Below are 26,018 nucleotides of genomic sequence, written 5' to 3'. Positions count from 1 at the left end.
TTTATCGTTTGGCGGGTGTGCCGAGACCGAGGTTCTGGCGAAGCGTGCGGCCCTCATAGTCATGCCGGAAGAGGCCGCGGCGACGCAGTTCCGGCACGACATGGGTGACGAAATCCTCGAGCCCCGAGGGAAAGAGCGGCGCCATGACATTGAAGCCGTCTGCAGCACCTTCGCTGAAGCGTTCTTCCATCGCATCGGCGATCTGCGCCGGCGTGCCGGCAACCTGCCAGTGGCCGCGTGCGCCGGCGAAATGCCGGGCAAGTTCGCGGATCGACAGGTTCTCGCGCCTGCCGAGATCGATGATCAGCTGCTGACGGCTCTGGATGAGGTTGGTCTGCGGCATGTCCGGCAGCGGCCCGTCGAGCGGATAGGCCGAGAGGTCCTGGATGCTGAGGTAGCTTGCAAGCAGGGCGACGCCGACGGCGTCCGGGATGAGTTCCTGCAGCGCGCGGTATTTTGCCTTCGCCTCGGCTTCGGTGGCGCCGACGATCGGCGATATGCCGGGCATGATCTTGATGTCGTCGGGCTTGCGCCCGTATTTGGCAAGACGCGACTTCACATCGGCATAGTAGGCCTGGGCTTCGGCAAGCGTCTGGGAGGCAGCAAAGACGACGTCTGCCGTGCGGGCGGCGAGCTCCTTGCCGACGTCGGAGGCACCAGCCTGCACCATGATTGGCCGGCCCTGGGCTGAGCGTGGGCTTTCGAGCAGACCCTCGACTGTAAAATGCTTGCCGCGATGATGCACCGGATGGAGCCTGGTGCGATCGGCAAATTGAGCCCCGCCTTCAGGCAGATGGGCCCCCTCCTCCACGCCGTCCCAGAGGGCGAGTGCTGCATCGGCAAATTCCTCGGCCCGTTCGTAGCGCTCGGAATGCGGGCGAAGGCCGCTGCTTGCGAAATTCTCGGCCTCAAGCTCGCTTGCCGACGTGACGAGGTTCCATCCTGCCCTGCCGGCACTCAACTGATCGAGCGAGGCGAAGGTGCGGGCAAGGCCGTAGGGTTCGTTATAGGTTGTCGAGGCGGTTGCCACGAGGCCGATATGCGTGGTGCTCACGGCAAGGGCAGCAAGCAGGCTCAGCGGCTCGAAAGCCGTCGAACGCGCCGCCTGGCTCGCCATCTCAGGATTGCGCTCGCGGATGGCGGCGGCATCCTCGACGAAGAGCATGTCAAATTTGCCGCGCTCGGCGATACGGGCAAGCTCGATGAAATGGTCGATATCGACGCCGGCCGGGGCATGGGCGTCAGGATGACGCCAGGCCGCAATGTGATGGCCGCCCGCCATCAGGAAGGCGCCAAGTCTCATCTTGCAATCGCCGCTCATGATGCACGCTCCAATGGTGCCGCCGGATGGACCGGACGGACGAGACCAAGACGATCGCGCAACGTCACGCCGGCCGTCGCCTTTGTCAGCCCGAGGCGGCGCAATTCCGGAACCACTTGCGTGAAGAACAGATGTCCGATCGCGACCGTCGGCGGCAGGATCGTAAAACCGTCGATCTGACCAAGCCCGAGCCATTGCTGTAGAGAGCGGGCGATTTCGGCCGGCGTGCCGACCAGACGTGCGGCAGACAGCGGCTGGCTTGCCCGGTCCGCCTCGCCAAATCGGAGCGCATTGCTTGCCGCCTGCGCCGCATCGGGAGCTTCCGCGACGATCGGCACGACATTAGCCAGTATCCGAACATCCTGTCGTCGACGGCCGACCGCTTCGAGCCTGCGGACGAAGTCGGCGGCGGTTTCGTTGGCACTTTCCGGCGTCGGGTCCTGAAGAAGAACGATTTCAGCGTGGCGCGCAGCCAATGCTTTGCTTTCTCCGCTCAGAAGCTGGGCGATAACCGGCTTGCCCTGCGGCGAGCGATTGACGTTGAGCGGCCCACGCACCGTGAAATGTTCGCCCCTGTGGTTGAGCACGTGCATTTTGTCCTGTTCAAAGAAACGTCCCTCAGCCTTGTCGTAGATGAAAGCGTCGTCTCCCCAACTGTCCCAGAGCCCGCTAACGAGACCGAGATATTCCTGGTCGCGTTCGAATTCGCCGGATACGGGAAGAGCGACCCAACCCGTTCGGCCGCCGCTGATCTGATCCAGCGACGCAAAGCGCCGGGCGAGATTATAAGGCTCGTGCTGACTGGTTGCAGCAGCCGCCAGGAAGCCGATCCGGCGCGCCTTTGTCGCAAGAGCTGCGACCAGTGTCGTCGGCTCGAAGGGCGTAGCAATGGGCGAGAGATCATCGATCGGCCGCCCGCCGAGCCGGTCGGAAAGCACGACGAAATCGAAACCGGCTTCCTCCGCCTTAGCAACTTGAGACAGCAGCGCATCGAAACCGAGATGTTCAGGTGCTGTGGCCTCACGCCAGGCGGAGGGGTGATGGCCGAAAGGTGTGAGGGAAAAGCCGAGATGCATCAGAAACTCCTGCACTCAGATCGAGAAAATCGCGTCGCGTGTCAGCTGCCCGGTAACAATGCCACCGCCATCGACCACCGAAAGCACATCGCTGTTGGCGGCGACCATCAGCGACAGCGCATCGCGCAGATTGGCGCTTGCAGTAACACTGGCAGAAGGTGAGGAGGGAGCACCGGGCCGCATCGCATCGGCAACCGAAAACAGGCTGAGCCGCTTGATCGCACGATCGATGCCTACGAAATTCGCGACGAACTCGTCAGCCGGATGGGAGAGGATCGCATCCGGCGCATCATATTGCACGATCCTGCCGGCACGCATGATGGCGATCCGATCGCCAAGGCGGATCGCCTCGTCGAGATCGTGAGTCACTAGCACCACCGTCTTGCGCACGCGCTTGAGGATCTGTCTGAACTCGTCCTGGAGACGCGTTCTGGCGATCGGGTCGATCGCGCCGAAGGGCTCGTCCATCAGCAGCACCGAGGGATCGGCGGCAAGGGCGCGCGCCACGCCGATGCGCTGGCGCTGACCGCCGGAAAGCTGGCGCGGATAACGCTTCAACATTTCCTTCGGATCGAGACCGACGAGATCAAGCAATTCCTCGGTGCGCTTTGCGATCCGCGGCTGGTCCCAGCCGAGCAGGTTCGGGACGGCAGCGATGTTCTCGGCGATCGTCATGTGCGGAAAGAGGCCGACATTCTGGATGACGTAACCGATATGGCGGCGAAGCTTGACCGGATCGGCTTTTGTCACGTCCTCGCCATTGACGAAGATGCGCCCCTCAGTCGGCTCTATCAGCCGGTTGATCATGCGCATCGTCGTCGTCTTGCCGCAGCCCGACGGACCGATCAGCGCGACCGTCGAGCCCTCAGGCACATCAAGCGTCAGATTATCCACCGAAGGCGCGGCACTTTCGCCATAGCGCTTAGTGACGTTCTCCATGCGGATCATGCGGCGGTTCTTTCTGCAAACAGATGCTTCTCGGCGCGGCCGAGGATGAATTCGGTGGCAAGCGCCAGGATCGCGATTGGCACGGCGCCGACGATGAGCCGCGACATATCCATCATGCCGATGCCCGTGGCGATGAAATCGCCGAGCCCGCCGCCGCCGATGAAGGGCGCAAGCGTCGCTCCCGCCAGTACCTGGACGGCCGCCGTGCGGGCGCCGGCAAACATGGCGGGGGCTGCCAGCGGAATGCGGATCTTGCGTAGAACCTGGCTTCTGCTCATGCCCATGCCGATCGCCGCCTCCACCGCATCGGCATCGACATCGCGCAACCCGACATAGGCATTGAGCAAGATCGGCGGCAGGGCAAGCACCGTCAGTGCCACGATCGACGGCAGGATGCCGATGCCGAGAAGCGGCAGCATGATTGCCAGGATCGCAAGGCTCGGAATGGTCCTGAGGCCATTGACGATGTTGATGACACCGAAGGCGAAGCGGCCGTGATTGACGATCAGGATCGCCAATGGCAGCGCAATGACGAGTGCGATCGCCAGTGACACGCCGGACATCAGGAGATGGCGGCCGAGGGCGCGGAAGAATTCGTCCTGGTGATCGACGATCCAAAAGAAGGCAGTGCTCAGCATCGCCGCGCCCTCACTGCCAGCGCACCAGGGCCTGCTCGGCCCGGGTGAGAATGAAATCGAAGATGATGGCCAGCAGTGCCGTCAGAATGCCGCCGACCAGGATCTTCTCGGCATATTCCTGATCGATGCCGATCAGGATGATCGTGCCGAGCCCTCCGCCATCGATAAAGGCAGCGACCGTCGCAATACCGATGACGGTGACGAGCGCGATGCGGGCGCCGGAGACGATCAGCGGCAGAGCGAGCGGCAGTTCGATGCGGAAGAGCCGCTGCCACGGGCCGTAGCCCATGCCGTCGGCAGCGTCGAGCACATCGGCCGGAACGCCGCGGATACCGGTAACGACGTTGCGCAGCAGGATCAGCAAGCAATAGGAGGAAAGCCCGATCAACGCCGGCTTCATACCGAGGCCGACGAAGGGGATCAGCAGCGCAAAGAGCGCCAGACTCGGAATGACGAAGATGATGTTCGTCACCGTCAGCGCGAAGGCATAGAGCCTCGGCCGGCGGGCGCAGACGATGCCGAGCACGAGCGCGATCGCAAGGCCGATGAGCACGGACGAAATCGACAGCACCAGATGCTGCCAGACGGCAAGCGCGATTTCCGGAATATGCTTGGGTGCCCAGTTCAAACGCGAGAAATCCTGTCTGCACGATCACGACAAAGCGGCGAAGCTGCAAGCTTCGCCGCATTTTTTCTTCAGGGAAAGCGAAACTTGCGCGTCGCTCTCGATCAGATGCCCTTGGCCTTCAGGAATTCCGCGGCGACGTCTGCCGGCTCTTCCTTATCGCGATCGACCTTGGCGTTCAGCTCGCGCATGGTCTCGTTGTTGAGGAGCGGGCTGATCTTGTTCAGAACCTCGGTGATTTTCGGGTTCTTGGCGAGTGCATCCTGGCGCACGACCGGCACGAGGTAATAGGGCGGGAAGAGATGCTTGTCGTCGTCAAGCACGACCAGCTTGTTGTCAGATATCTGCCAGTCGGTCGCAAAGCCGTAGGAAACGTCGAGATCCTTGCTCGTCAGCGCACTATAGCGGATGCCGAGCTTGGCGAAGATCTTGAATTCCTTGAACTCGATGCCGTAGGTCTGCTTCAGCCCCGGCAAGCCATCCTTGCGCTCGCCAAAGCCGCCCTCAGCGCCAAAGGTCAGGTTCTTGGAGACCGGGCCGAGGTCGCTCAGCGTCTTCAGCTTGTACTTCTCGGCGGTTTCCGGAAGCGTGATGATTGCATAGCCGTTATTGATCTGCGTCGGCTGCAGAAGCGTCAGCTTCAGGTTCTTCTCGTAATAATCCTTGACGTCGGAATAGATCTTGTCGGCAGAGCCCGACAGGTCACCCTTGACGACGGCGGCAAGCGCCGTGCCGGTATATTCCGGGTAGAGATCGATATCGCCGTTCGTCAGCGCCGTATGGGCAACAAGCGTGGCACCGAGGTTGAGGTGGCGCTCGACTTCGACACCGGCCTTTTCAAGCGCCTGCGCGTAGATCTCGGCGACGACAAACTGTTCGGTGAAATTCTTGCTGCCGATCTTTACGGCATCGGCCTGTGCCGGTGCGCCCACGAAGGCGGCGAGGATCGCGCCGGCAAAGAGGCCGGCGAAGGATTTCGAAAGCATTGCGTTCCCTCATTTGACATTCGAGTTATTCAGGAGAGGTGATAGCGGTTTCCCGTGATCCGAGCGCGGAATGGAATACCAATTTTCTACCAATTTAGATGAAAATTAATCTCCAAAAGAACGCCCGACCATCGCATTCGAGGATGCGCGTGGCAAAACCGGAATAGACAACAAGACAGCCCGATCACCGAAGGTCGGAGAAAGCAGAGCCGGTCAAGATCGGCCTTCATATGATCTCAAAAACAAATCGTAGAAAAGCGGCGCGATGCCGTCTACAAGTCAATGGACTGAAATGCGAAAGAGACAGAAGGTAGGCCATGAACGTCAAGACACCGAACGCGATTGATGCCTATGTCGGCATGCGTATGCGCAGGCGCAGACAGCTTCTCGGCATGAGCCAGGAGCGGCTTGCCGAACAGATCGGCGTTACCTTCCAGCAAGTGCAGAAATATGAAAAGGGCATCAACCGCATCGGCGCAAGCCGCCTGCAGAAGATCGCCGAAGTGCTACGCACCTCGCCAGCCTTCTTTTTCGAGCAGGACGATTCGGAAGCGCCGAGCCTTGCCGGTCTCAATTTGTCTGCCCCTGCCGATCCGGTCACAGAATTTCTGCGGTCGAAGGAAGGTCTCGTCCTTAACAGGGCCTTCGTGAAGATCGAGGACCGGCGCATTCGCGAGACGATCATCTCGCTCGTCAAGGCGATGGCACAGGCCGAAAGCAGCGACATTCCGCTGAACGCGCTGAGAATGGACGAGCCGGAATCCCGCACAGAGTAAACGCGGACGATACCGTCCATGTCCTTCAGGCTCGAGTCATTCGGTACATTGCGGCTGCTGAACGCGGCGGGAGAGCCTGTATCCTTCCCTGAAAAGGGCTTGTTGACGCTTTGCTATCTGCTCGACAGACCTGAAAGCGAATGTTCTCGCGGCACACTCGCCCGCTTCCTGTGGGACAGCGCTGGCAATCCCGATATCATGGCGAATCTGCGCAAGATGATCTCGCGTGTCCAGGCGCGGCAGGCAGAACTCGGCGTGGAGCTGCTCGTCTTTACTGCGACGGGTGTACGGATCAGACGGGGGGCCTTCGTCGCTGACCGCTCTGAACTTGATACCCTGTCCTCGGCCGATCCGCTCGATGTGCTGCGAAGGCTCGTATCCCTGTTGCAACCGGATTTCCTCGCCGAACTCGCAGATCAAAGCGTCAGCATACGAGAATGGGTATCCAGCGAGCGCAACCGGCATATGGCAATCCTCGTCGACGCGCTGAAGCGAGCGCTGCCGGAAGCGCACTCGCGGGCCGATATCGGCCTCATCAAGGAGGCCGCGCTCAGGATCTTCCGCGATGCCCCCGATGACGAAAACATCCGCCATATTCTGCTGCAAGCCTATGAGGCCGAAGGACATCTGGAAAACGCCAGGCAGCTTTTCGAGAGCCGCAGCCGCGATCTCCAGCACTCGTTGGATATCGGCCTCGATCTGCAGGCCCTGAAGGAAGTGCGCAAGATTTTCGATGCCAGCAGGGTGCCAGCCTTGGCCGCCGCGCCGGCGATGGAAAGCGGTATCATTCTGAAAGCTGCGCCTTTGCCCCGCCTCGCCCTGTTGCCGCCGGTCGAACCCGGTGAGATCAGTCTTGCGCCGATACTTTCAGAGGCGCTGATCGAGGACGTGACCATCGGCCTTTGCGCCCTGAATAGCGTCTCGGTCGTCGCACCCCATACCGCCGCACAGATCGCACGCCATGCCGACCGGTCGGGCACGATCCTGCGCCATTCGATCTCCTACGTGCTCGACACGCGGTTGACAGCGGGTGGCGCATCGCCGTCGCTGTTCGTCCAGCTCGTCTATACCACCAATGACGAGGTCATTTGGGCCGAGCGCTTCAGCCTCGAAAGATATGACCTGATCACCGATCGGCGGGAAATCGCGCGGCGCATCGCCAAGGAGCTTTCGGGCCGGATCCGCCAGAACGAGACCGTGCGCGGAGCTTTCGAAAACAATCCGGCCGCCTATCACAGCTATCTCCGAGGCTTCCGGGACATGAAGCGGCTTTCCCTGCCGGACATCCGGCGCGCCCGGAAGGCGTTCCGCGACGCCGTCCAACACAGCGCGCATTTCTCACCGGCGCTCGCCGGCCTTGCGCACACCTTCCTGATGGAATGGCTGCTGACGGCTCGCGGCGATGGAGAGCTGATCCGCCTTTCGGAAGACTATGCAAACCGGGCGATCGTCGCCGATCCGTCGCTGGCCTCCGGCTTCCGCCAGCTCGGCGTCGCCAAACTCTATCTGAACGAACTCGATGAAAGCGTGGTGGCGCTGAAGATTGCGGAAGAACTGAGCCCGCATTACGCCGACAGCATCGCAAGCTTTGCCGATACACTGGTGCATGCCTCGCGCCCGGCCGATGGGCTCGCCAAGATCGAGCGGGCGATCGCGCTCAATCCGCTGAGCCCCGCCGATTATCTCTGGACCGAGGCCGGCGCGAACTTTGCCCTCTTCCGCTATAGGGAAGCGCTGGATGCGATCAGCAGAATGGATAATCGCACGCCGGCCGACCGGCTTGCAGCCGCCTGCTGGGCGATGCTCGGCGACGTGAAAAAGGCCCGCCTCTACATGCGCAGGGCACGCGAAACCAATCCCGATTTCGACCTCGATAGATGGCTGACGCTCGTGCCCTTCAAAGAGGCGTGGCAGAAGGAACAGTATCGCGAGGCTCTGCGAAAGGCAGGCTTCTAGCTCTGTCGGCCTGGCGCAACTGAGTTGCCGCCTCCCGATACGCCATCCAAACTGGTGTCACGCCCGTGTCACGCGCTTTCCTCGACCGCATCCGCTAGAACTCCTTCCAACACGTCTGGGGAGCTCAGTGAGAATGGCAACGGAAGACATCATCGAACTCGGCACCGTCGAGAAGGATCAGCGACTGCGCGACATCGCCTCGCTCGCGCGGCTCGTTTCCTACGCCCGTCAGAACGCCCGGGAACTCAATGCCGAGTTCTCCGTCTATTGCCTAGATCTCGCGCTTGGCGCGCTGTTGCAGGATCTCACCGAGAGCGGCATAAACCTACCCGTCGAGGGAACGATCGATGATGCACCGGCAGGCCTGGTGCACTGAAGATCGATAGCTTCAGCCTGCCTGCGATAGCGGATTGGGCGCGGCAAAATGGCAGGCTGAGAACTGGTTCGGCGAGACTTCGCGCAGCGCCGGCCGATCGATCTTGCAGATGTCTTTTGCGATCGGACAGCGCGTATGGAAGCTGCAGCCCGGCGGGACGCGGGAGGGGCTTGGAACGTCGCCCTGCAGCACGATGCGGTTTGCCTTGCGATCGGGATCGGGCTCGGGTGCTGCCGATAGCAGCGCCTGCGTATAGGGGTGCTGCGGCATGGAATAGACGGACTTTTTCGGCCCGATCTCGACGATCCTGCCGAGATACATCACCGCCACACGGTCTGCGATATGCCGGACGACAGCAAGATCGTGGGCGATGAAGAGATAGGAAAACTTCCGCTCCGCTTGCAAATCCTGCAGCAGATTGACGATCTGTGCCTGCACGGACACATCGAGTGCGGAAACCGGCTCGTCAGCGACGATGAATTGCGGATTGACCGATATAGCTCGGGCAATGCCGATGCGCTGGCGCTGGCCGCCGGAGAACTGGCGCGGATAGCGGTCCATGAAGCTCGGCGACAGACCCACCTGCGTCAGCAGTTCCGCCACGCGGTCGCGCCGCTCCCGTGACGATTTCACCAGTCCGAAGACTTCGAGAGGCTCGGAAATGATCTGGGCGATCGAACGGCGCGGGCTGAGCGAGCCGTAGGGGTCCTGAAAGACCATCTGCATCTTGGCGCGCATCATGCGCATTTCGGCCGCGCTGAGAGCGGTGATATCGCGTCCTCCGAAGAGCACTTCACCATCGGTCGGCTGGATCAACCGCAGCAGCAGGCGCCCGAGCGTGGACTTGCCACATCCGGATTCACCGACCAGCGCCAATGTCTCGCCCGGCTTGACGGAAAAGGATGCGCCGTCCACGGCGCGAACGCCCCCCGAGGAACTTGTGAAGGACAGGCCGCCTGCATCGGAAAAGGTCTTGCCGAGGTTGCGGACGGTCAACAGGTCGTCGACGCTGCTCATCTCTGTCATGCTGTTGCTCCCGCGGTGACCCAGCAGGCCGCCTTATGGCGTTCTGAAACGGTGAACATGGGCGGCATTTCGCGGCGGCACTTGTCGATATGCAAAGGACAGCGGGCGTAGAAGGGACAGCCCTCCTTCACCGAGCCCGCGGTCGGGACGGAACCGGGGATCTGGTAGAGCCGCTTCTGATCGTCATCGAGCCGCGGAATCGATTTGAGCAGACCCTGCGTATAGGGATGGCTTGGATCGCTGAAGATCGGGCGGACATCCGCATCCTCGACCACGTGGCCCGCGTACATGACGATGACACGATCGCAAACCTCGGCGATGACGCCGAGATCGTGCGAGATCAGCAGCACGGCCGTGTTCAGCGTCTTGCGCACCTTCGCCATCAGGTCGAGCACCTGGGCCTGGATGGTCACATCAAGTGCAGTCGTCGGCTCATCCGCGATCAAAAGTTTCGGATTGCAGGCAACTGCCATCGCGATCATCACGCGCTGACGCATGCCTCCAGAAAACTGGTGCGGATAGGCATCGAGCCGCCCCTCCGGATTGGGGATGCCGACAAGCTTCAGGAGTTCGATGATGCGGGCGCGGCGCTCTCCGCGGTTCATCTTCTCATGCAGCTTGATCGCCTCGCCGATCTGGTCGCCGATCGTCATGACCGGGTTCAGCGAACTCATCGGCTCCTGAAAGATCATCGCGATGTCCCGGCCGCGGATCTCGGGCAGCTTCGTCTTCGGCAGATCAAGAAGGTTGACGCCCTCGAGTTCGATGCGCCCTTGCGCGATGCGGCCAGGCGGATTGGGGATAAGCCCCATGATCGCCAGCGACGTGATCGACTTGCCCGAACCGGATTCACCGACGATGCCGACCGAACCACCGGCCTCGATCTCAAAGGAGACGCCGTTCACAACGCGGATCGGAGAATCCTTCGGGCCGAATTCGACGGCGAGGCCTTCAACCTTGAGCAATGGTGTCTGTGGTTTGGACGTCATTGGCTCGTCTCCGGGTCCAGCATGTCGCGCACGGCATCGCCGATCAGGTTGAAGGAGAGCACGACGCAAGTGATGGCAAAGCCGGCGGCAATGATCGGCCAGGGCGAGCCGAAGAGATTGTTGAGACCATCTCGGATGATATTGCCCCAGCTCGGATTGGGTGCGCGGGTGCCGATGCCGAGGAAGCTCAACGAAGCTTCCAGACGGATGGCGGAGGCCACCCAGAGCGTCATCAGCACGACGATCGGAGCTGCGATATTCGGAATGATATGGCGGAAGATGATGACGGGCGTACGCACGCCGACGGCGATCGCCGCCTCGACATAAGGCTCCTGCTTGACCGATAGCGTCGAGGCGCGGGCCACACGGGCAAAACCCGGAATGAAGGCAACGGTGATAACGGCAATGATATTCCAGAAGGCGCCGCCGAGCACGGCTGCGATGATGATTGCAAGCAGCAGTTCCGGGAAGGCGAGCAGCAGATCGATGAAGCGGCTGATGATGCGATCGATCAGCCCGCCGAAATAGCCGGCCGTCACGCCGAGCGCGGTGCCGAGCAAAGCTGCCAGCGCCGGTGAAATCATGCCGAACAGCAGCGAATTGCGCGAACCGTGGATCATGCGCGAGAGGACGTCGCGCCCGAACTGGTCTGTGCCGAGCCAATGCGCGGCCGATGGCGCCTTGTTGATCGAGAGGATGCTTTGGGCCAGTGGATCATAGGGCGCAAGTATCGGTGCGAAGACCGCAATCACGAAGAAGACCAGCGCGATCGCCAGCGCAAAGAGGGTCGAGGGTCGGTGCAGAAGGGTTCTGGACAGGAGCGACAACAGGCTGGGCGCAGGTGCCAGCAAGGGCTGCTCGGAGGCCGGCAGATGAGATCCCGGCGTTTGAGTGATAGTGCTCATTATTTCACCCGGATGCGAGGATCGATGACGATGTAGAGAAGATCCATCACCAGATTGATGAGAAGGACGAGGAGCGCGAAGACAACGACGCCGCCCTGGATGATGCCATAGTCACGTTCGTTGATTGCCTGTATGAGCAGGCGTCCGAGGCCCGGCCGGTTGAAGACCAGCTCGACGGCGACCGAGCCCGACAGCGTGGCAAGCAGGCTAAGCCCCATGCCGGTCGAGAGCGGCAGCAGCGCATTGCGCAGACCGTGGCGATAGATGACGCGCGGTTCGCGGGCACCCTTGGCGCGGGCGGTGCGGACGTAATCCTTGCCAAGCGTTTCCAGAAGTGCCGTCCGCGTCAACCGGCCGATGAAAGCGGCCTTGACGAGTGCGAGCGTCAGCGCCGGAAGGGCGATATGATACATGCGGTCCACGAAACCATCGCCACCGCCATTGATCGGAAACCAGCCGAGGTTCAGCGCAAAGCCGATCAGCAGCAGCGCGCCGAGATAGAAGTCAGGAATAGCGTAGCCGAGCAGCGAAAAGAGACGCATGCCGGAATCCGGCAGCCGGTCGCGATGGGTCGCAGCAAGCACGCCGAAAGGAACACCGGCACCGACGCCGATGATCATCGCCGCAACGGTGAGTTCGATCGTATAGGGCAGATTGGCAGCGATCAGGTTCAGCACCGGCTCGCCATTCATGTAGGACTGGCCGAAATCGAGGCTGAGCACGCCGATCAGGAAGTTGATGTACTGCCGCCACAGCGGCACATCGAGCCCCATCTTGTGGCGGAAGGCGGTGAGCTGCTCCGGGAGAGCCATGTCTCCCAGAGCAGCAATCGCCGGATCACCCGGCAGGATCCGCATCGCGATGAACACGAGCGTGAGCACCAGCCAGATTGTCGGAATTGCATCCGCCAGCCGGAGGAGAAAATATCTAGCCATGTTCATTCACTCGCATTCATCGCGGGCATTCATCACGACCCGGAAAATCAGGCCTTCTTGCTTGCGTGGTGGAAACGCCACCGCGCATAGCCGCTCTGCACCTTATAGCCGAGGTCGAGGCGGGCATTGCGGGCAACCGTGAAGGAGAGCGTCGACATGCCGATCAGCGGCAGGTCGCGCAGAACCTGAAGCTCGATCTGCTGGCAGTAGTCAACATAGGCCTTGTAATTGGTCGCCTGCAGCGCCTTGGCGAGCAGGTCGTCGATGCCGGGAATGACCACACCGTAATGGCTGTAGTTGATGCCGCCGGATCCATCCGGCTTGACTTCCGCCTTGGTCGAAAGCTGCTGCGTGTAGAGCTGCGTCGGGATCGGCGGATAGCTCGAGGAATGAAGGGCCAGCGTGTTTTTGTCGTGCTGATTGTCAGCATGATAGGCGGTGTGATCGCCGATATGCAGGTTCATGCGCATGCCGACCGCACGCAGCTGCTCCTGCACGATCAGCATGATCGAGGCATAGTCTTCGCGCTGGCTGACATTGCTATTGAAGTCGAAACCATCGGGGAAGCCGGCTTCAGCGAGCAGGGCTTTCGCCTTTTCCGGGTCGTAATTGTACTGAAGTTCCGGCGGCAGATCTTCGGTCTTGAAGCCGCCCGGGAAGAATTCAGGCTGCAAGTCAGCGGTGAAACCACCCATCGGCTTCATGGCTTCAGCGACCGCATGGCGATCGACGGCATACATGATGGCCTGGCGCACCTTGATATTGTCGAAGGGCTTGCGCTTCAGGTTGATATGCAGCGTGTTGAACGAGCCCGGCGACGTCATGTCGAACTGCAGGGTAGAGTCGCGCTGCAGCATGGAATCGACCCAGCCCGGCGCGCGTACGGCTTCGATCATATCGACATCGCCGGAGAGCAGCGCCAGCGTGCGGGCTGTGGTATCGGCGATGTAGACGCACTCCACCTTGCCGACCTTGGCCTTTTCGCCCCAATAGCCATCATGGCGCTTGAGGGCGGCACCCCACTTGGTGTCGAAGCGGGTCAGCTCGTAAGGACCGGTGCCGACGGCATCGCTCTTGAACTTGTCCGCGCCCATCTGGTCGACGGCCTTCTTGGAGACGATCGAGGTGTTGTTGAGGAATATCGATGTACCCAGCAGGTTCACGTCGGAATTCTTCAACGTGATGACGACCTCGTAGGGGCCGTTTGCAACGACATCGGCAATATTCGCCAGGATCGGCTTGTTCGTACCGTCGGCCATGGCGCGCTTGAAGGAGAAAACGACGTCTTCGGACGTCATTTCGCCGAAGCCCTTGTGGAACTGCACGCCCTGGCGGAGCTTAAAGGTCCAGGTCTTAGCATCCGACGATGCCGACCATTCGGTCGCGAGCGTCGGGCGGTACTGGTCCGGCGTCGTGGCGAAGGTGCCATCGTCGGGGCGCACGAGCTGTTCGTACATTTGCTCGGTCGCCCAGTTATCACCGCCCTGCGACGTGTAGTTCGGATCGCTGGTGCGCGGGCCGTTGGCAGCAATGCCGATGCGGATCGTATCGGGGTCGCTGGCAGCGCGGGCAAACGTGGTGCCAAGCATGCTCACCGCGGCCGTGGCCGCGCTTAATTCCAGAAACTGGCGTCTTCTCAGGTTCATGTCATTTCCTCCCATGTGTCGGAATATTCAGCTTCGCCGCTTGTCGAGTTCGGCGTCGTTGACGATCAGGCCGAGACCCGGACCTGACGGAACCTTGAACTTGCCGTCTTCCGGGATCGGCGGATTGGCGAAGCCGACATGCATGCGTGTCGATGGATCGGAGAATTCGGCGGGCTTGGTATTGTGCATCAGCGTTGCCAGCATATGCAGGTTCGCCACATGGGCGATCGTCGGCTGGGTCTGATGCGGAACAAGCTCGACGCCGTGCGCAAAGCAGATCGCCGCGCACTGCATGAGGCCGGTGATGCCGCCCATCTTGACGATATCAGGCTGCACCATACGCACGCCCGCATTAATCATGTCGACGACGGCCTGGGTCGTGTACGACTGTTCGGCGGCCGATACGGTAATGTCGAGGCGCTGGGCGACCTCGCCCATGGCGCGCACGTTATAGTGCTGGACCGGCTCTTCGAACCAGACATAGCCGAGCTCTTCGAGCGCGCGGCCGACGCGGATGGCGCCGCCGACGGAATATTGGTTGTTGGCATCGAAGGCGAGCGGGAAATCGTCGCCCACCAGCTTGCGCACGGCCTTTGCCTTGGCGATGTCACCGGGAATATCATAGTCTTGACGCGTGCGGTCGCCATCCCAGCGGATCTTTATGGCGGCCGGCTTTTCGGCCTTCCAGCGCTGCTCGACCACGCGAACGGTTTCATCGACAGTGCGGCCGGCATTGTTGCCAACCGAGGAATAAAAGGGCAGTTCCGTACGCCAGGCGCCGCCGAGCAGCTTGTAGACCGGCTGGTTGAAGTGCTTGCCCTTGATGTCCCAGAGGGCAATGTCGAGGGCGGCAAGCGCGCCGGTGACGGCGCCTTCCGGGCCAAGCTTCACATATTTATGCAGCAGCCGGTCGTAGAGGACCGCCTGGTCAAGCGCATCCGCGCCGACGAGCGAGGCTGCAAAATCTCTGACGACGCCGAGCGAGTGTTCCCCGCCCATCATCGGCGAGGCTTCGCCGTAGCCGACGATACCGTCTTCGGTCGTCACCCGCACAAGAGCCGTGCGGCGACCCGGCGGCTCATTGGGCTCCCACTTCACCTGAAAAGCTTCGACGGACTTGATGATCGCACCCACTGGCATTCCCTCGGAGAACGGACGTTTTCAGCGCCGGTGTTGTTGTTGAGGGAAGCATCTTCCAATTTGCATCCGTATGCAACATGGCGATTGAATTGAAATTGGAACAGGTTTTATGCCGGAATCTGCAAAAATGCTCACCGCTGGATATCGAGCATACAAAAATCGGATATTCCCTTATTTCGTCGGCTCTTGGATGCTGCAGCGCACTCGGGCACCTTTGGATTCAAGAGTTGGAAGAACTATCAATGGACGACTTAGCGACTGCGTATAAGCAGCAGTTGAAATTGTTGCATCCGAATGCAAAAAGTGTAGGAAAGGTAGTGGCAACCGGGGAAATGGATCATGCGCAAACAGGGATCGGCGTCCTTGCAGGGAGAACCGTCCGGCGAAGCGTTCAGCCGAAAGCCGATTACGGCCCGCGAACTTGCGCGCATGCTTGGCGTCAGTCAGTCGGCTGTATCGCGTGCCTTCACACCAGGCGCAAGCATCGCAGCCGATCTGCGCGAACGCATCCTGAAATATGCGGCAGAAGTCGACTATCAGCCGAATGCGATCGCCAGCATGCTCTCGAAGAGCCGCACGAACATTATCGGCATCGTCGTCTCCGACATGCAGAACCCCTTCTATCCGGGCCTGATCGAAAAACTCTCGCGCTCGCTGCAACGCATCGGCCTGCAGAGCCTTCTCTTCAACATCACCAAGGGATCGAACCTCGAAGAGCAGCTTTCGGCACTGCGGCGATACAACGTGGACGCTGTCATCGTCATTTCTGCGACGATCTTGTCAGGCTCGACGCTGAGCTGGGCAACGGAAGGCAGGCCGGCCATCCTGATCAACCGCGTCATCGAAGACACGAACCTCAGCTGTGTCGCCTGCAACAATGTCGAGGGTGCCCGCGCCATCGCCGATCATTTCCATCGGCAGGGCGCCCGAAGGGTCGCTTATGTCGCCGGTCTCAGCCACACGACCACTAACCGCGAACGCCAGAGCGGCTTCGTCACGCGGATTGCGGAACTTGGTATGACGCTGAGCGTCCAGATCGAGGGCCAGGAATACAGCTACCATGCCGGCCGCAAGGCCGCGCTTGAAATTGCCGTCGGGAAAAGCACCGATGCTATCTTCTTTGCCAACGACATTCTTGCAATCGGCGGCATCGATGCCCTCAAGGAGGAGGCAGGCTGCCGCGTGCCCGACGATATCCTCGTTGCAGGCTTCGACGACATCCCGATGGCAGGCTGGCCACACTACAACCTCACCACTTTCCGCCAGCCGGTCGATGAAATCGTGCGCGTCGTCGTCGAAATGATCGAGGGAGATACATCGGCGCTGCTGCGGGCAGCCACGACCATCCGCCTTTCGGGAGAACTCATCGAACGGCGCTCGACCGGCGCGGAACCTGACGCAGAGTAGCCTCCACTATCAGCAGGCGGCGAGCGGCTCAAATGTGAAGAGCGTTCCCCAGGGCTTTCAGTGCCGCTTCCATGACCGCTTCGCTGCGCGTCGGATGAGCATGGATCGTGCCGGCGATATCTTCCAGCCGCGCGCCCATTTCGATGGCAAGCGCGAAGGCGCCCGAGAGCTCGGAAACCCCAGCGCCCACCGCCTGCAGGCCGAGGACCAGATTGGTGTCGGCCCGCGCCACCACCCGCACAAATCCCTCCTCCGAGAGCATGGTCATCGCCCGCCCATTGGCGCTGAAGGGAAACTGGCCGGTCCTGATATCATAACCCTGGGCGCGTGCTTCTGACGGGGACAGACCGGCGCTGACGATTTCCGGATCGGTAAAACAGATCGCCGGAATGCAGCGCTTGTCCCAGGCGCGTTTCTTTCCGGCAACGATCTCCGCCACCATTTCCCCCTGCGCCATGGCCCGATGCGCCAGCATAGGCTCGCCGGTAACATCACCGATGGCATAGATGCCGCGCATGGACGTGCGGCAGCGATCGTCGATCCTGAGGAACGGACCGGCGCGGTCGAGATCAAGCTCTTCGAGGCCTGAGCCCGCCGTTCTCGGACGGCGGCCGACAGTCACCAGAATACGGTCTGCGGCAAGCGCCTGTTGCCGGCCGTCAGGCGTTTCGACGACAAGTCCATCACCAGCATCGGAAAGGCCGATCGCCTTCGCGCCGGTCAAGACGCGGATGCCGCGCTCGGTCATCTTGCGCATGACAGGCCGAACGAGATCGGCATCATATTGCGGCAGCACCTGCTGCGTTGCCTCGACCACCGTCACCTGCGATCCCATCTTCGCGAAGGCTATCCCGAGTTCTAGCCCGATATAGCCGCCGCCGACCACGACGAGATTTTTCGGCAACTCACCCAACGACAACGCCTCGGTCGAAGAAATAACGCGGCCGCCAAAAGGCAGGTTCGGGAGCTCCACCGGATCGGAACCCGTGGCAATGACGACGGTCTCGGCACGAATGATCTGCTGGCCGGTCTCCGTCTCTACCTCGACCGTCTTGCCATCGCGGAAATGAGCGCGGCCGTGGACGATCTTCACGCGCGCCTTCTGCAACAGGCCGGAGACGCCGCTCGTCAGCCGGCCGACGATACCGTCCTTCCAGGTGATTGTTTTTGCCAGATCGATCGAGGCGCCCTCGACGCGGATGCCCATCGGATTCTTGCCCGTCAGCATTTTCTGCGTGGCGTCGAATTCCTCTGCGGCATGAATCAGCGCCTTGGAGGGAATGCAGCCGACCGTCAGGCAGGTACCGCCCGGCTTACCGGCCTCGACGATGACAGTGTCGATGCCGAGCTGGCCGGCACGGATGGCGCAAACATAACCGCCGGGACCTGCACCGATGACGAGGAGCTTGCAGACAATCTCTTTCATGGCTCAGCCTTCGATGAAAATGAGCGCCGGGGTTTCGAGCAGCGTGCGGATGCGCTGCACGAAGGTCGCCGCGTCCCAGCCGTCGATGATGCGGTGATCGAAGCTGGAGGAGAGGTTCATCATCTTGCGCGGCACAAATTGCGCACCGTCCCAGACCGGCCGTATCGCGATCTTGTTGACGCCGATGATCGCCACTTCCGGGTGATTGATGACGGGCGTGGAAACGATGCCGCCGAGCGCGCCGAGCGAACTGATGGTGATGGTCGAGCCTGACAGTTCGTCACGCGTTGCGGTACCAGAACGCGCCGCTTCCGCCAGCCGGCTCATTTCGACTGCGCAATCGAAGATGCCGCGCGCTTCGGCATGCCGCACGACGGGCACGGTGAGCCCCGCCGGCGTCTGCGTGGCGATGCCGATATGCACGGCGCTATGGCGCGTGATGATGCCGGCATCATCATCGAAGGTGGCGTTGACATCGGGCTGATCGGAAATCGCCTTGACGAGCGCCCGCATCAGGAAGGGCAGCACCGTCAGCTTGGGATGCTCGGCCTTGCGGTCGGCATTCATGGTGGCGCGCAGTTCCTCGAGCGCCGTCATATCCACTTCCTCCACATAGGTGATGTGGGGAATGCGTGAGGTCGAAAGCACCATCTTTTCGGCAATGCGGCGCCGAAGACCGGTCAGCTTGATCTCCTCGGTCGTCGTCTTCTTTGCCAGGCCGGTACGCGCCGGAGCGGGTGCTAAACCCTGGTTCAGGAACTGTTCGATATCTTCGCGCAGGATGCGGCCGGCCGGACCTGTGCCCTGCACCTGCCTTAGATCTACACCGCTCTCGCGGGCAAACAGCCGTACCGATGGCGCAGCGAGTGGCTTTTCGGTCGACAGAGCTGCCGGCGCCGGTGCCTTTGGAACGGGTTTCGGAGCTTGTGCTTTCACCGGCTCAGCGGGCTGCGGCTGAGGAACCGTTTCGGGTTCCTCCTCTCCGGCGCCGCTTGCCGTCTCGATGCGTACCAGCGGCGCCTTGACGGCAATCCGATCGCCGATCTCACCGGCCAGCCAGGTCACCGTGCCGCTGACGGGCGAGGGAATTTCGACGGTGGCCTTGTCGGTCATGACGGCGGCGATCACCATGTCCTCGCGCACTGGATCGCCGGTCTTCACATGCCATTCGACAAGCTCTGCCTCGGCGACACCTTCGCCGACATCCGGCATCTTGATGATGAATTCGCCCATGATTCAGGCCTCCATCACTTCGGCAAGCGCGCGCCCGACGCGGCCGGGTCCGGGAAAATAATCCCATTCCTGTGCATGCGGATAGGGCGTATCCCAGCCGGCGACACGCACGACCGGGGCTTCCAGATTATAGAAGCAATGTTCCTGAACCAGCGACACGACCTCCGCACCGAAGCCCGAGGTTAGTGTGGCTTCATGCACGACGACGCAGCGCCCGGTCTTGGTGACGGATTTGACGATCGTATCGAGGTCGAGTGGCAAAAGGCTCCGGAGATCGATCACTTCCGCATCGATGCCGGCATCTTCGGCGGCGGCGAGCGCCACATGCACCATCGTGCCGTAGGCAATGACCGTCACAGCCGAGCCCGTGCGCCGTACCTCAGCCTTGCCGATCGGGATCGTAAAATGTCCCTCCGGTACCTCGCCAAGATCATGCTTCGACCATGGCGTCACCGGCCGCTCGTGATGGCCATCGAAAGGTCCGTTATAGAGCCGCTTCGGCTCCAGGAACATGACAGGATCGGGATCCTCGATCGCGGCAATCAGCAGGCCCTTGGCGTCATAGGGATTGGACGGCACCACCACTTTCAGGCCGCAGACATGGGTGAAGAGCGCTTCCGGGCTCTGACTGTGGGTCTGGCCACCAAAAATGCCGCCGCCGGTCGGCATGCGCACGACAATCGGGCAGGTGAAATCGCCGTTTGAGCGGTAGCGGATACGCGCCGCCTCCTGCGTCAGCTGGTCGTAAGCCGGATACATATAATCGGCGAACTGGATTTCGACGCAGGGCTTCAGCCCATAGGCCGCCATGCCGATCGCCGTGCCGACGATGCCGGATTCGCTGATCGGCGTGTCGAAGCAGCGCGTCTTGCCGTATTTCGCCTGCAGGCCCTGCGTGCAGCGGAAGACGCCGCCGAAGTAACCGACATCCTCGCCGAAGACCACGACATTGTCATCGCGCGCCATCGAGACATCCATGGCGCTGCGTACGGCCTCGATCATCGTCATCCGGGCCATGTCAGTACCCCGCCTTCTGCCGCTGGCGGCGGATATGCGGCGGCATCTCGGCATAGACGCCTTCGAAGATATCGCGCACCGAGGGCTTGCCGCCGTCATGCAGCGTGCCGTGCCCCTCGGCCTGACGTTGAGCCTCAATCACCTCATCCAGGATCTCCGCTTCGGCCTGAGTATGGCGCTCCTCTGACCAGACGCCCCTGACGATCAGGTGTTTCTTCAGCCGCAGGACGGGATCGCCGAGCGGCCAGGCTTCCGATTCCGTCTTCGGGCGATAGGCGCTCGGATCGTCGGAGGTCGAATGGGCGCCGACGCGATAGGTGACATATTCGATCAGCGTCGGGCCAAGATTGCGCCGGGCGCGCTCAGCCGCCCAGCGGGCGACGGCATGGACAGCGAGATAATCGTTGCCATCGACCCGTAACGCCGGAATACCGAAGCCGAGGCCACGGGCCGCAAAGGTGCCGGAGCCACCGCGGGCAATACCCTGGAAGGTGGAGATCGCCCACTGATTGTTGACGATGTTGAGGATAACAGGCGCCTTATAGGTGGAGGCAAAGACCAGCGCCGAGTGGAAATCCGATTCCGCTGTCGAGCCATCTCCGATCCAGGCGGCTGCGATGCGGCTGTCATTCTTGATCGCCGAGGCCATGGCCCAGCCCACCGCCTGCACATATTGCGTGGCGAGATTGCCCGAGATCGTGAAGAAGCCGTGCTCCTTGGAGGAATACATGATGGGGAGCTGGCGCCCGCGCAGCGGATCACTCTCGTTCGAGTAGATCTGGTTCATCATCTCGACCATCGGGTAGTCGTCGGCGATCAAGAGGCCAGCCTGGCGATAGGTCGGGAAATTCATGTCTCCCTTCTGCAGCGCCTTGCGGAAGGCGCAGCTGACCGCCTCTTCACCGAGATGCTGCATGTAGAAGGAGGTCTTGCCCTGCCGCTGCGCCATCAGCATGCGGGCATCGAAAGCGCGCAGCTTCATCATGTTTCGAAGCCCGGTCAGCAATTTCTCGTCCGTCAAAGACCCTGCCCAAGGACCGACCGCCTCGCCGTCGCGGTTCAGCACGCGAATGATCGAATAGGCAAGCTCGCGGATGTCTTCAGACGCGACATCGACTTCCGGCCGTGGCACCGACCCAGCCTTGGCGATCTTGACATTGGAAAAATCGGGATGGCCGCCCGGGCGGACGGCGGGTTCGGGGACATGCAGGCTCAAACGAGCAGATTCCACCATGTGGTCTTTTTCCTCCCTCTATCGGCCCCGCTCCTCTCCTCCAGAAGCCGGACCTTATCGTTATAGGTTGCGGGCAATCACCATGCGCTGCACGTCGCTTGTTCCCTCATAGATCTGGCAGATGCGCACATCGCGATAGATCCGCTCCACCGGATAGTCGGCTATGTAACCATAGCCACCATGGATCTGGATCGCATCTGAGCAGACACGCTCGGCCATCTCAGAGGCAAAGAGCTTGGCCATCGAAGCCTCCGACAGGCATGGCTGTCCCGCCTCCCTTAGCGAGGCCGCATGGAAGACGAGCTGGCGCGCCGCCTCGATCCGCGTCGCCATGTCGGCGAGCCGGAAGGCAACGGCTTGGTGTTCGACGATCGGCTTGCCGAAGGCAGTCCGCTCACGTGCATAGTCGCGCGCCGCCTCGAAGGACGCCTGCGCCATGCCGACGGCCTGCGCTGCAATTCCGATCCGCCCGCCCTCGAGATTGGCAAGCGCGATACGATAGCCCTCGCCCTCCTCACCGAGCCTGAGCTCGGCCGGAATGCGCATGCCGGTGAAGGCGATCTGGCAGGTGTCGGAGGAATGAAGGCCAAGCTTTTCCTCGACCCGGATCACCTCATAACCCGGCGTATCGGTCGGCACGATGAAGGCGGTGATACCCTTCTTGCCGGCCTCGGGATCGGTGACCGCAAAGACGATGATGACCTGGCCGTTCTTGCCCGAGGTGATGAATTGCTTTGAACCATCGAGCACATAATGGTCGCCGTCGCGCCGCGCCCGCGTCTTCAGGTTCGAGGCATCCGAACCCGCCTGAGTCTCCGTCAGCGCAAAGCCGCCGATCCATTCACCGCTCGCAAGTTTCGGCAGGAAGCGCTGGCGCTGCTCCTCATTGCCGAATTTCAGGATCGGCACGCAGCCGACCGAACTGTGCACGCTCATGATGGTCGAGCATGGCCCGTCACCGGCCGCGATCTCCTCAATGGCTGCGGCATAGGCGATGACACCGGTATCCGATCCGCCGTAGGTCTCAGGCACGAGCATGCCAAGCAGACCGAGTTCGCCCATCTCCTTCAACTCTTCGCGCGGGAAAAGAGATTCCCGGTCGCGTTTGGCCGCGCCCGGCGCCAGCCGCTCGCGGGCGAAGTCACGCGCGAGATCGCGGATCTGCTGCTGAAGTTCAGAAAGGATCATCGGCCCCCTCCCCTAGTGCCGCTCGATGGCGACGGCGGTTGCCTCGCCACCGCCGATGCAAAGTGCGGCCATGCCGCGCTTCAGGTCGTAACGCTCCAGCGCCGACAGAAGCGTCACCAGAATACGGGCTCCGGACGCACCGATCGGATGGCCAAGCGCGCAAGCGCCGCCATGTACATTGACCTTGTCATGCGGCAGGTCGAGGTCGCGCATCGCCGCCATGGCAACGACGGCAAAGGCCTCGTTGATTTCGAAGAGATCGACATCGGAAAGCGGCAGACCGGTGCGATCGGAAAGCTTCTGCAAAGCGCCGATCGGCGCGGTGGCGAAGAGATTGGGGGCCTGCGAATGCGTGGCATGGCCGAGGATGGTGGCAAGCGGCCTCAGATGGCGGCGATCCGCCTCCGAGCGCCGCATCAGAACGAGCGCCGCCGCACCATCGGAAATCGAACTGGAATTGGCGGCAGTCACCGTGCCGCCGTCACGAAAGGCCGGCTTCAGGGTCGGGATCTTGTCAGGCCTCGCCTTACCCGGCTGTTCGTCACGGCTTGCCACCTGCTCGGCCTTGCCGGATTTCACCGTCACGGGCACGATTTCGCTGTCAAAATAGCCTCCGGAAATCGCCTTCTGCGCCCGGGTCAGCGAGGCGACCGCATAGGCATCCTGCGCCTCACGTGTGAACTGATAGGCTTCGGCGCAATCCTCCGCGAAGCTGCCCATCAAGCGCCCCTTGTCATATGCATCCTCCAGCCCGTCGAGGAACATATGATCCACGACCCGCCCATGGCCGAGCCTGTAACCGGCACGGGCACGATCAAGGAGATAGGGCGCATTGGTCATGCTTTCCATGCCACCCGCGACCGCCACGGAAGCGCTTCCCACCGCAATCAGGTCATGAGCGATCATGACCGCCTTCATGCCGGAGCCGCACATCTTGTTGACGGTGCTTGCCCCTGTCGCGAAGGGCAGGCCGGCATGGATCGCCGCCTGGCGAGCTGGCGCCTGCCCCTGTCCGGCAGGCAGTACACAACCGAAAACGACCTCCTCGATTGCATCCGCCTCGACGCCACTGCGCTGCAGGGCCGCGCGGATTGCGGCTGCACCGAGCTCAGGGGCCGCAGCATCCTTGAGTTCACCCTGAAAACTGCCGATCGGCGTGCGGGCTGCACCGACGATGACGATAGGATCCTGCAGGATCATGTTTCCTCCTTCGGGCCAGGCGCTTAGCGCGCGCCCATACGCAATGCGCCGTCGAGGCGGATGACCTCGCCGTTCAGCATGCTGTTTTCCAGGATATGACGCACCAGCGCGGCAAATTCCGCCGGATGCCCGAGACGCGGTGGGAAAGGCACGCTCTTGCCAAGTGCTTCCCGCACCTCCGCCGGCATGCCGGCCATCATCGGCGTTTCGAAAATGCCGGGCGCGATCGACACGGTGCGGATGCCGTGACGCGCAAGCTCGCGGGCGATCGGCAGCGTCATCGCTGCGACACCGCCCTTGGAGGCGGCGTAGGCTGCCTGACCTATCTGTCCGTCGAAGGCGGCGGCCGAGGCCGTATTGACGATCACGCCCCGTTCGCCCTCCGCATCCGGTTGCGCAGCCTGGATAGCAGCGGCGGCAAGCCGGATCATGTTGAAAGTGCCAATGAGATTGATGCCGATCGTGCGGGCAAAGCTCTCCAGCCGGTGCGGTCCCTCGCGGCCGACGACCTTTTCGGCCGGCGCTACGCCGGCGCAGTTGATAAGCCCGCGAAGCGGACCGAAAGCATCCACGGCCGCGGCAATCACCGCCGCACCGTCCTCTTCATCGGTCACGTCGGCCTTGATGAAGCGCGTATCCTGTCCCAGCTCACGGGCGATCGCCTCGCCTGCATCGAGACTGAGATCGGCGATCGTCACGCGCCCGCCGGCTTCGACGAGCATGCGTGCAGTCGCCGCCCCGAGCCCTGAGCCGCCACCAGTAACGATGAAACCTGCGCCGCGGATTTGCACGGATCGCTCCTCCCTGCCCGACAGACATCGCCTCCAGAGTCCGCCTTAACAAGAATTCTATTCCCTCGCCCTATTGCAAGCGATGACAGAATTGCCCCAATATTTCGGCCAGTTTTGCCATATTGTTTGTCGGAGTGAAGCAGCGATGGCCGAAATCGAGCGACGCATGATCGCACCGGGCTTCGTCGAGGAAGCGCTCGACAGCCTGCGCCGCCTTGGGAAGCCGACCGCGTCTCTTCTGACCAAGCTCGGCCTGCCGCAACGGATCGATCAACCGGTTTCAGCTGAGGCCTATGGCGCATTGTGGCTCGCGATCGCCGCCGAACTAGACGACGAATTCTTCGGCATGGGCGCCCGACCGATGCGTAGCGGCAGCTTCACCCTGCTCTGCCATTGCGTGCTGCATGCACCGACCCTCGGCCACGCCCTGCGGCGGGCCTTGCGTTTCCTCGACGTGATGCTGGACGATCCGCGTGGTACGCTCGTTATCCGCGACGGACTGGCTCAGATTGAGCTTCGCGACGCAGGCGAGCCGCGCTCGGCCTTCGCCTATCGCACCTACTGGATCATCCTGCATGGCATCATCTGCTGGCTTGTCGGCCGGCGTATCCCGATCCGCCTTGTCGATTTCCGATGCGAAGAGCCAAACCAAGGCGCCGACTACCGGCTCTTTTTCGGTGCGCCGGTGCGTTTCTCGCAACCGATCAGCCGGCTCGGTTTCGACAGCGCTCTGCTCGATCTGCCTATTTCGCGCAGCGAACAGGCATTGAAGCAATTTCTGCAGGGCGCGCCCGCCAATATCCTCGTGCGCTATCGCTATGATGCCGGCATTGCTGCTGGCGTGCGCCGTCGTCTCTCGCAAACCTCTCCCGCCACCTGGTCGAGCTTCCAGACGCTCGCTGCCGAGATGCGCCTGCCATCCTCGACGCTCCGCCATCGCCTGCATGACGAGGGCCAGAGCTATGCCGGCATCAAGGACGATATCCGCCGGGACCTTGCCATCGACATGCTACTGAACACGTCGAAGACGATCGGCGAAATCGCGGTGCAGCTCGGCTATTCCGAACCCAGCGCCTTCTTTCGCGCCTTCAGGAAATGGATGGGCAAGAGCCCCGATGCCTTCCGCCGCGAGGAAGCGAAATCGGCGCAGTGGGAATAGGCTTCGTTCGAGAGAGCTTT

The 26,018-nt window shown here is 61.7% G+C and carries 24 protein-coding genes; 5 read left to right on the top strand and 19 right to left on the bottom strand.

Annotated features, from left to right (window positions below):
- Window position 1 precedes the first annotated feature (1 nt).
- The 6 genes from J2X71_RS12025 to J2X71_RS12000 all read right to left on the bottom strand — a co-directional run bounded on the left by J2X71_RS12025 (window position 2) and on the right by J2X71_RS12000 (window position 5,594).
- Complete coding sequence (locus J2X71_RS12025) at window positions 2-1,321, bottom strand: LLM class flavin-dependent oxidoreductase (protein WP_310382327.1); 1,320 nt, start codon at window positions 1,319-1,321, stop codon at window positions 2-4.
- Window positions 1,318-2,397: an LLM class flavin-dependent oxidoreductase gene (locus J2X71_RS12020; protein WP_310382326.1), complete on the bottom strand. Its 1,080-nt coding sequence runs from the start codon at window positions 2,395-2,397 to the stop codon at window positions 1,318-1,320. Before J2X71_RS12020 ends, J2X71_RS12025 begins: the two co-directional genes overlap by 4 nt.
- 15 nt (window positions 2,398-2,412) lie before the next feature.
- Window positions 2,413-3,345 carry an ABC transporter ATP-binding protein gene (locus tag J2X71_RS12015; RefSeq protein ID WP_310382325.1) on the bottom strand — a complete coding sequence of 311 codons (933 nt, stop codon included), beginning with the start codon at window positions 3,343-3,345 and terminating at the stop codon, window positions 2,413-2,415.
- A complete protein-coding gene (locus J2X71_RS12010; protein WP_113183802.1) occupies window positions 3,342-3,983 on the bottom strand; it encodes an ABC transporter permease in 642 nt (213 codons plus the stop codon). Before J2X71_RS12010 ends, J2X71_RS12015 begins: the two co-directional genes overlap by 4 nt.
- A 10-nt stretch (window positions 3,984-3,993) precedes the next feature.
- Complete coding sequence (locus J2X71_RS12005; RefSeq protein ID WP_113183801.1) at window positions 3,994-4,611, bottom strand: ABC transporter permease; 618 nt, start codon at window positions 4,609-4,611, stop codon at window positions 3,994-3,996.
- A 101-nt stretch (window positions 4,612-4,712) separates the two neighbouring features.
- The gene (locus J2X71_RS12000) at window positions 4,713-5,594 is read right to left on the bottom strand and encodes a glycine betaine ABC transporter substrate-binding protein (protein WP_310382324.1); all 882 of its coding nucleotides are present in this window, start codon (window positions 5,592-5,594) and stop codon (window positions 4,713-4,715) included.
- Between the two features lie 317 nt (window positions 5,595-5,911).
- Between J2X71_RS12000 and J2X71_RS11995 the strand changes: the two genes are divergently transcribed.
- The 3 genes from J2X71_RS11995 (at window position 5,912) to J2X71_RS11985 (ending at window position 8,702) form a co-directional block, all read left to right on the top strand.
- Window positions 5,912-6,370, top strand: coding sequence for a helix-turn-helix domain-containing protein (locus J2X71_RS11995; RefSeq protein WP_310382323.1), 459 nt, complete (start codon window positions 5,912-5,914; stop codon window positions 6,368-6,370).
- Window positions 6,371-6,388: 18 nt separating this feature from the next.
- On the top strand, window positions 6,389-8,326 hold the full coding sequence (locus J2X71_RS11990; RefSeq protein ID WP_310382322.1) for an SARP family transcriptional regulator: 1,938 nt from the start codon (window positions 6,389-6,391) through the stop codon (window positions 8,324-8,326).
- Between the two features lie 133 nt (window positions 8,327-8,459).
- Window positions 8,460-8,702, top strand: a complete 243-nt coding sequence (locus J2X71_RS11985; RefSeq protein WP_310382321.1) for a hypothetical protein — start codon at window positions 8,460-8,462, stop codon at window positions 8,700-8,702.
- A gap of 12 nt (window positions 8,703-8,714) precedes the next feature.
- On the opposite strand, the gene J2X71_RS11980 is transcribed toward J2X71_RS11985, so the two are convergent.
- The 6 genes from J2X71_RS11980 to J2X71_RS11955 are packed head-to-tail and all read right to left on the bottom strand — an operon-like array spanning window position 8,715 to window position 15,337.
- Complete coding sequence (locus tag J2X71_RS11980) at window positions 8,715-9,728, bottom strand: dipeptide ABC transporter ATP-binding protein (RefSeq protein WP_310382320.1); 1,014 nt, start codon at window positions 9,726-9,728, stop codon at window positions 8,715-8,717.
- On the bottom strand, window positions 9,725-10,717 hold the full coding sequence (locus tag J2X71_RS11975; RefSeq protein WP_310382319.1) for an ABC transporter ATP-binding protein: 993 nt from the start codon (window positions 10,715-10,717) through the stop codon (window positions 9,725-9,727). The genes J2X71_RS11980 and J2X71_RS11975 overlap by 4 nt, the downstream gene beginning before the upstream one ends.
- Entirely contained in the window at window positions 10,714-11,622 is a 909-nt protein-coding gene (locus J2X71_RS11970) for an ABC transporter permease (RefSeq protein ID WP_310382318.1), read from the bottom strand. The genes J2X71_RS11975 and J2X71_RS11970 overlap by 4 nt, the downstream gene beginning before the upstream one ends.
- The gene (locus J2X71_RS11965) at window positions 11,622-12,563 is read right to left on the bottom strand and encodes an ABC transporter permease (protein ID WP_310382317.1); all 942 of its coding nucleotides are present in this window, start codon (window positions 12,561-12,563) and stop codon (window positions 11,622-11,624) included. The genes J2X71_RS11970 and J2X71_RS11965 overlap by 1 nt, the downstream gene beginning before the upstream one ends.
- A gap of 41 nt (window positions 12,564-12,604) precedes the next feature.
- Entirely contained in the window at window positions 12,605-14,203 is a 1,599-nt protein-coding gene (locus J2X71_RS11960; protein WP_310382316.1) for an ABC transporter substrate-binding protein, read from the bottom strand.
- Between the two features lie 27 nt (window positions 14,204-14,230).
- Window positions 14,231-15,337, bottom strand: coding sequence for a mandelate racemase/muconate lactonizing enzyme family protein (locus tag J2X71_RS11955; protein WP_310382315.1), 1,107 nt, complete (start codon window positions 15,335-15,337; stop codon window positions 14,231-14,233).
- Window positions 15,338-15,682: 345 nt separating this feature from the next.
- On the opposite strand from J2X71_RS11955, the gene J2X71_RS11950 reads away from it, so the two are divergent.
- Complete coding sequence (locus tag J2X71_RS11950) at window positions 15,683-16,750, top strand: LacI family DNA-binding transcriptional regulator (protein WP_310382314.1); 1,068 nt, start codon at window positions 15,683-15,685, stop codon at window positions 16,748-16,750.
- A 28-nt stretch (window positions 16,751-16,778) separates the two neighbouring features.
- Here the strand turns inward: J2X71_RS11950 and lpdA are convergent, their stop codons facing one another.
- Genes lpdA through J2X71_RS11915 form a run of 7 tightly spaced genes read right to left on the bottom strand, consistent with a single transcriptional unit; the run spans window position 16,779 to window position 24,839 of the window.
- The gene (gene lpdA / locus J2X71_RS11945; RefSeq protein ID WP_310382313.1) at window positions 16,779-18,176 is read right to left on the bottom strand and encodes a dihydrolipoyl dehydrogenase; all 1,398 of its coding nucleotides are present in this window, start codon (window positions 18,174-18,176) and stop codon (window positions 16,779-16,781) included.
- A 3-nt stretch (window positions 18,177-18,179) separates the two neighbouring features.
- The gene (locus J2X71_RS11940; RefSeq protein ID WP_310382312.1) at window positions 18,180-19,409 is read right to left on the bottom strand and encodes a dihydrolipoamide acetyltransferase family protein; all 1,230 of its coding nucleotides are present in this window, start codon (window positions 19,407-19,409) and stop codon (window positions 18,180-18,182) included.
- A 3-nt stretch (window positions 19,410-19,412) separates the two neighbouring features.
- Window positions 19,413-20,426, bottom strand: a complete 1,014-nt coding sequence (locus tag J2X71_RS11935) for an alpha-ketoacid dehydrogenase subunit beta (RefSeq protein WP_310382310.1) — start codon at window positions 20,424-20,426, stop codon at window positions 19,413-19,415.
- A gap of 1 nt (window position 20,427) precedes the next feature.
- Entirely contained in the window at window positions 20,428-21,660 is a 1,233-nt protein-coding gene (locus J2X71_RS11930; RefSeq protein ID WP_310382308.1) for a thiamine pyrophosphate-dependent enzyme, read from the bottom strand.
- 60 nt (window positions 21,661-21,720) lie between these two features.
- On the bottom strand, window positions 21,721-22,848 hold the full coding sequence (locus J2X71_RS11925) for an acyl-CoA dehydrogenase family protein (protein ID WP_310382307.1): 1,128 nt from the start codon (window positions 22,846-22,848) through the stop codon (window positions 21,721-21,723).
- Between the two features lie 12 nt (window positions 22,849-22,860).
- A complete protein-coding gene (locus tag J2X71_RS11920) occupies window positions 22,861-24,048 on the bottom strand; it encodes an acetyl-CoA C-acyltransferase (RefSeq protein ID WP_310382306.1) in 1,188 nt (395 codons plus the stop codon).
- Between the two features lie 23 nt (window positions 24,049-24,071).
- Window positions 24,072-24,839 carry a 3-hydroxyacyl-CoA dehydrogenase gene (locus J2X71_RS11915; protein WP_310382305.1) on the bottom strand — a complete coding sequence of 256 codons (768 nt, stop codon included), beginning with the start codon at window positions 24,837-24,839 and terminating at the stop codon, window positions 24,072-24,074.
- Window positions 24,840-24,921: 82 nt separating this feature from the next.
- On the opposite strand from J2X71_RS11915, the gene J2X71_RS11910 reads away from it, so the two are divergent.
- Entirely contained in the window at window positions 24,922-25,998 is a 1,077-nt protein-coding gene (locus J2X71_RS11910) for an AraC family transcriptional regulator (protein WP_310382304.1), read from the top strand.
- The last annotated feature ends 20 nt before the right edge of the window (window positions 25,999-26,018 follow it).

Origin of the sequence: Rhizobium sp. 1399 (genome assembly GCF_031455475.1) — a bacterium.
GTDB lineage: Bacteria > Pseudomonadota > Alphaproteobacteria > Rhizobiales > Rhizobiaceae > Rhizobium.
Note: the sequence above shows the minus strand (reverse complement) of the source record. Positions and strands in the feature narration are given on the sequence as shown.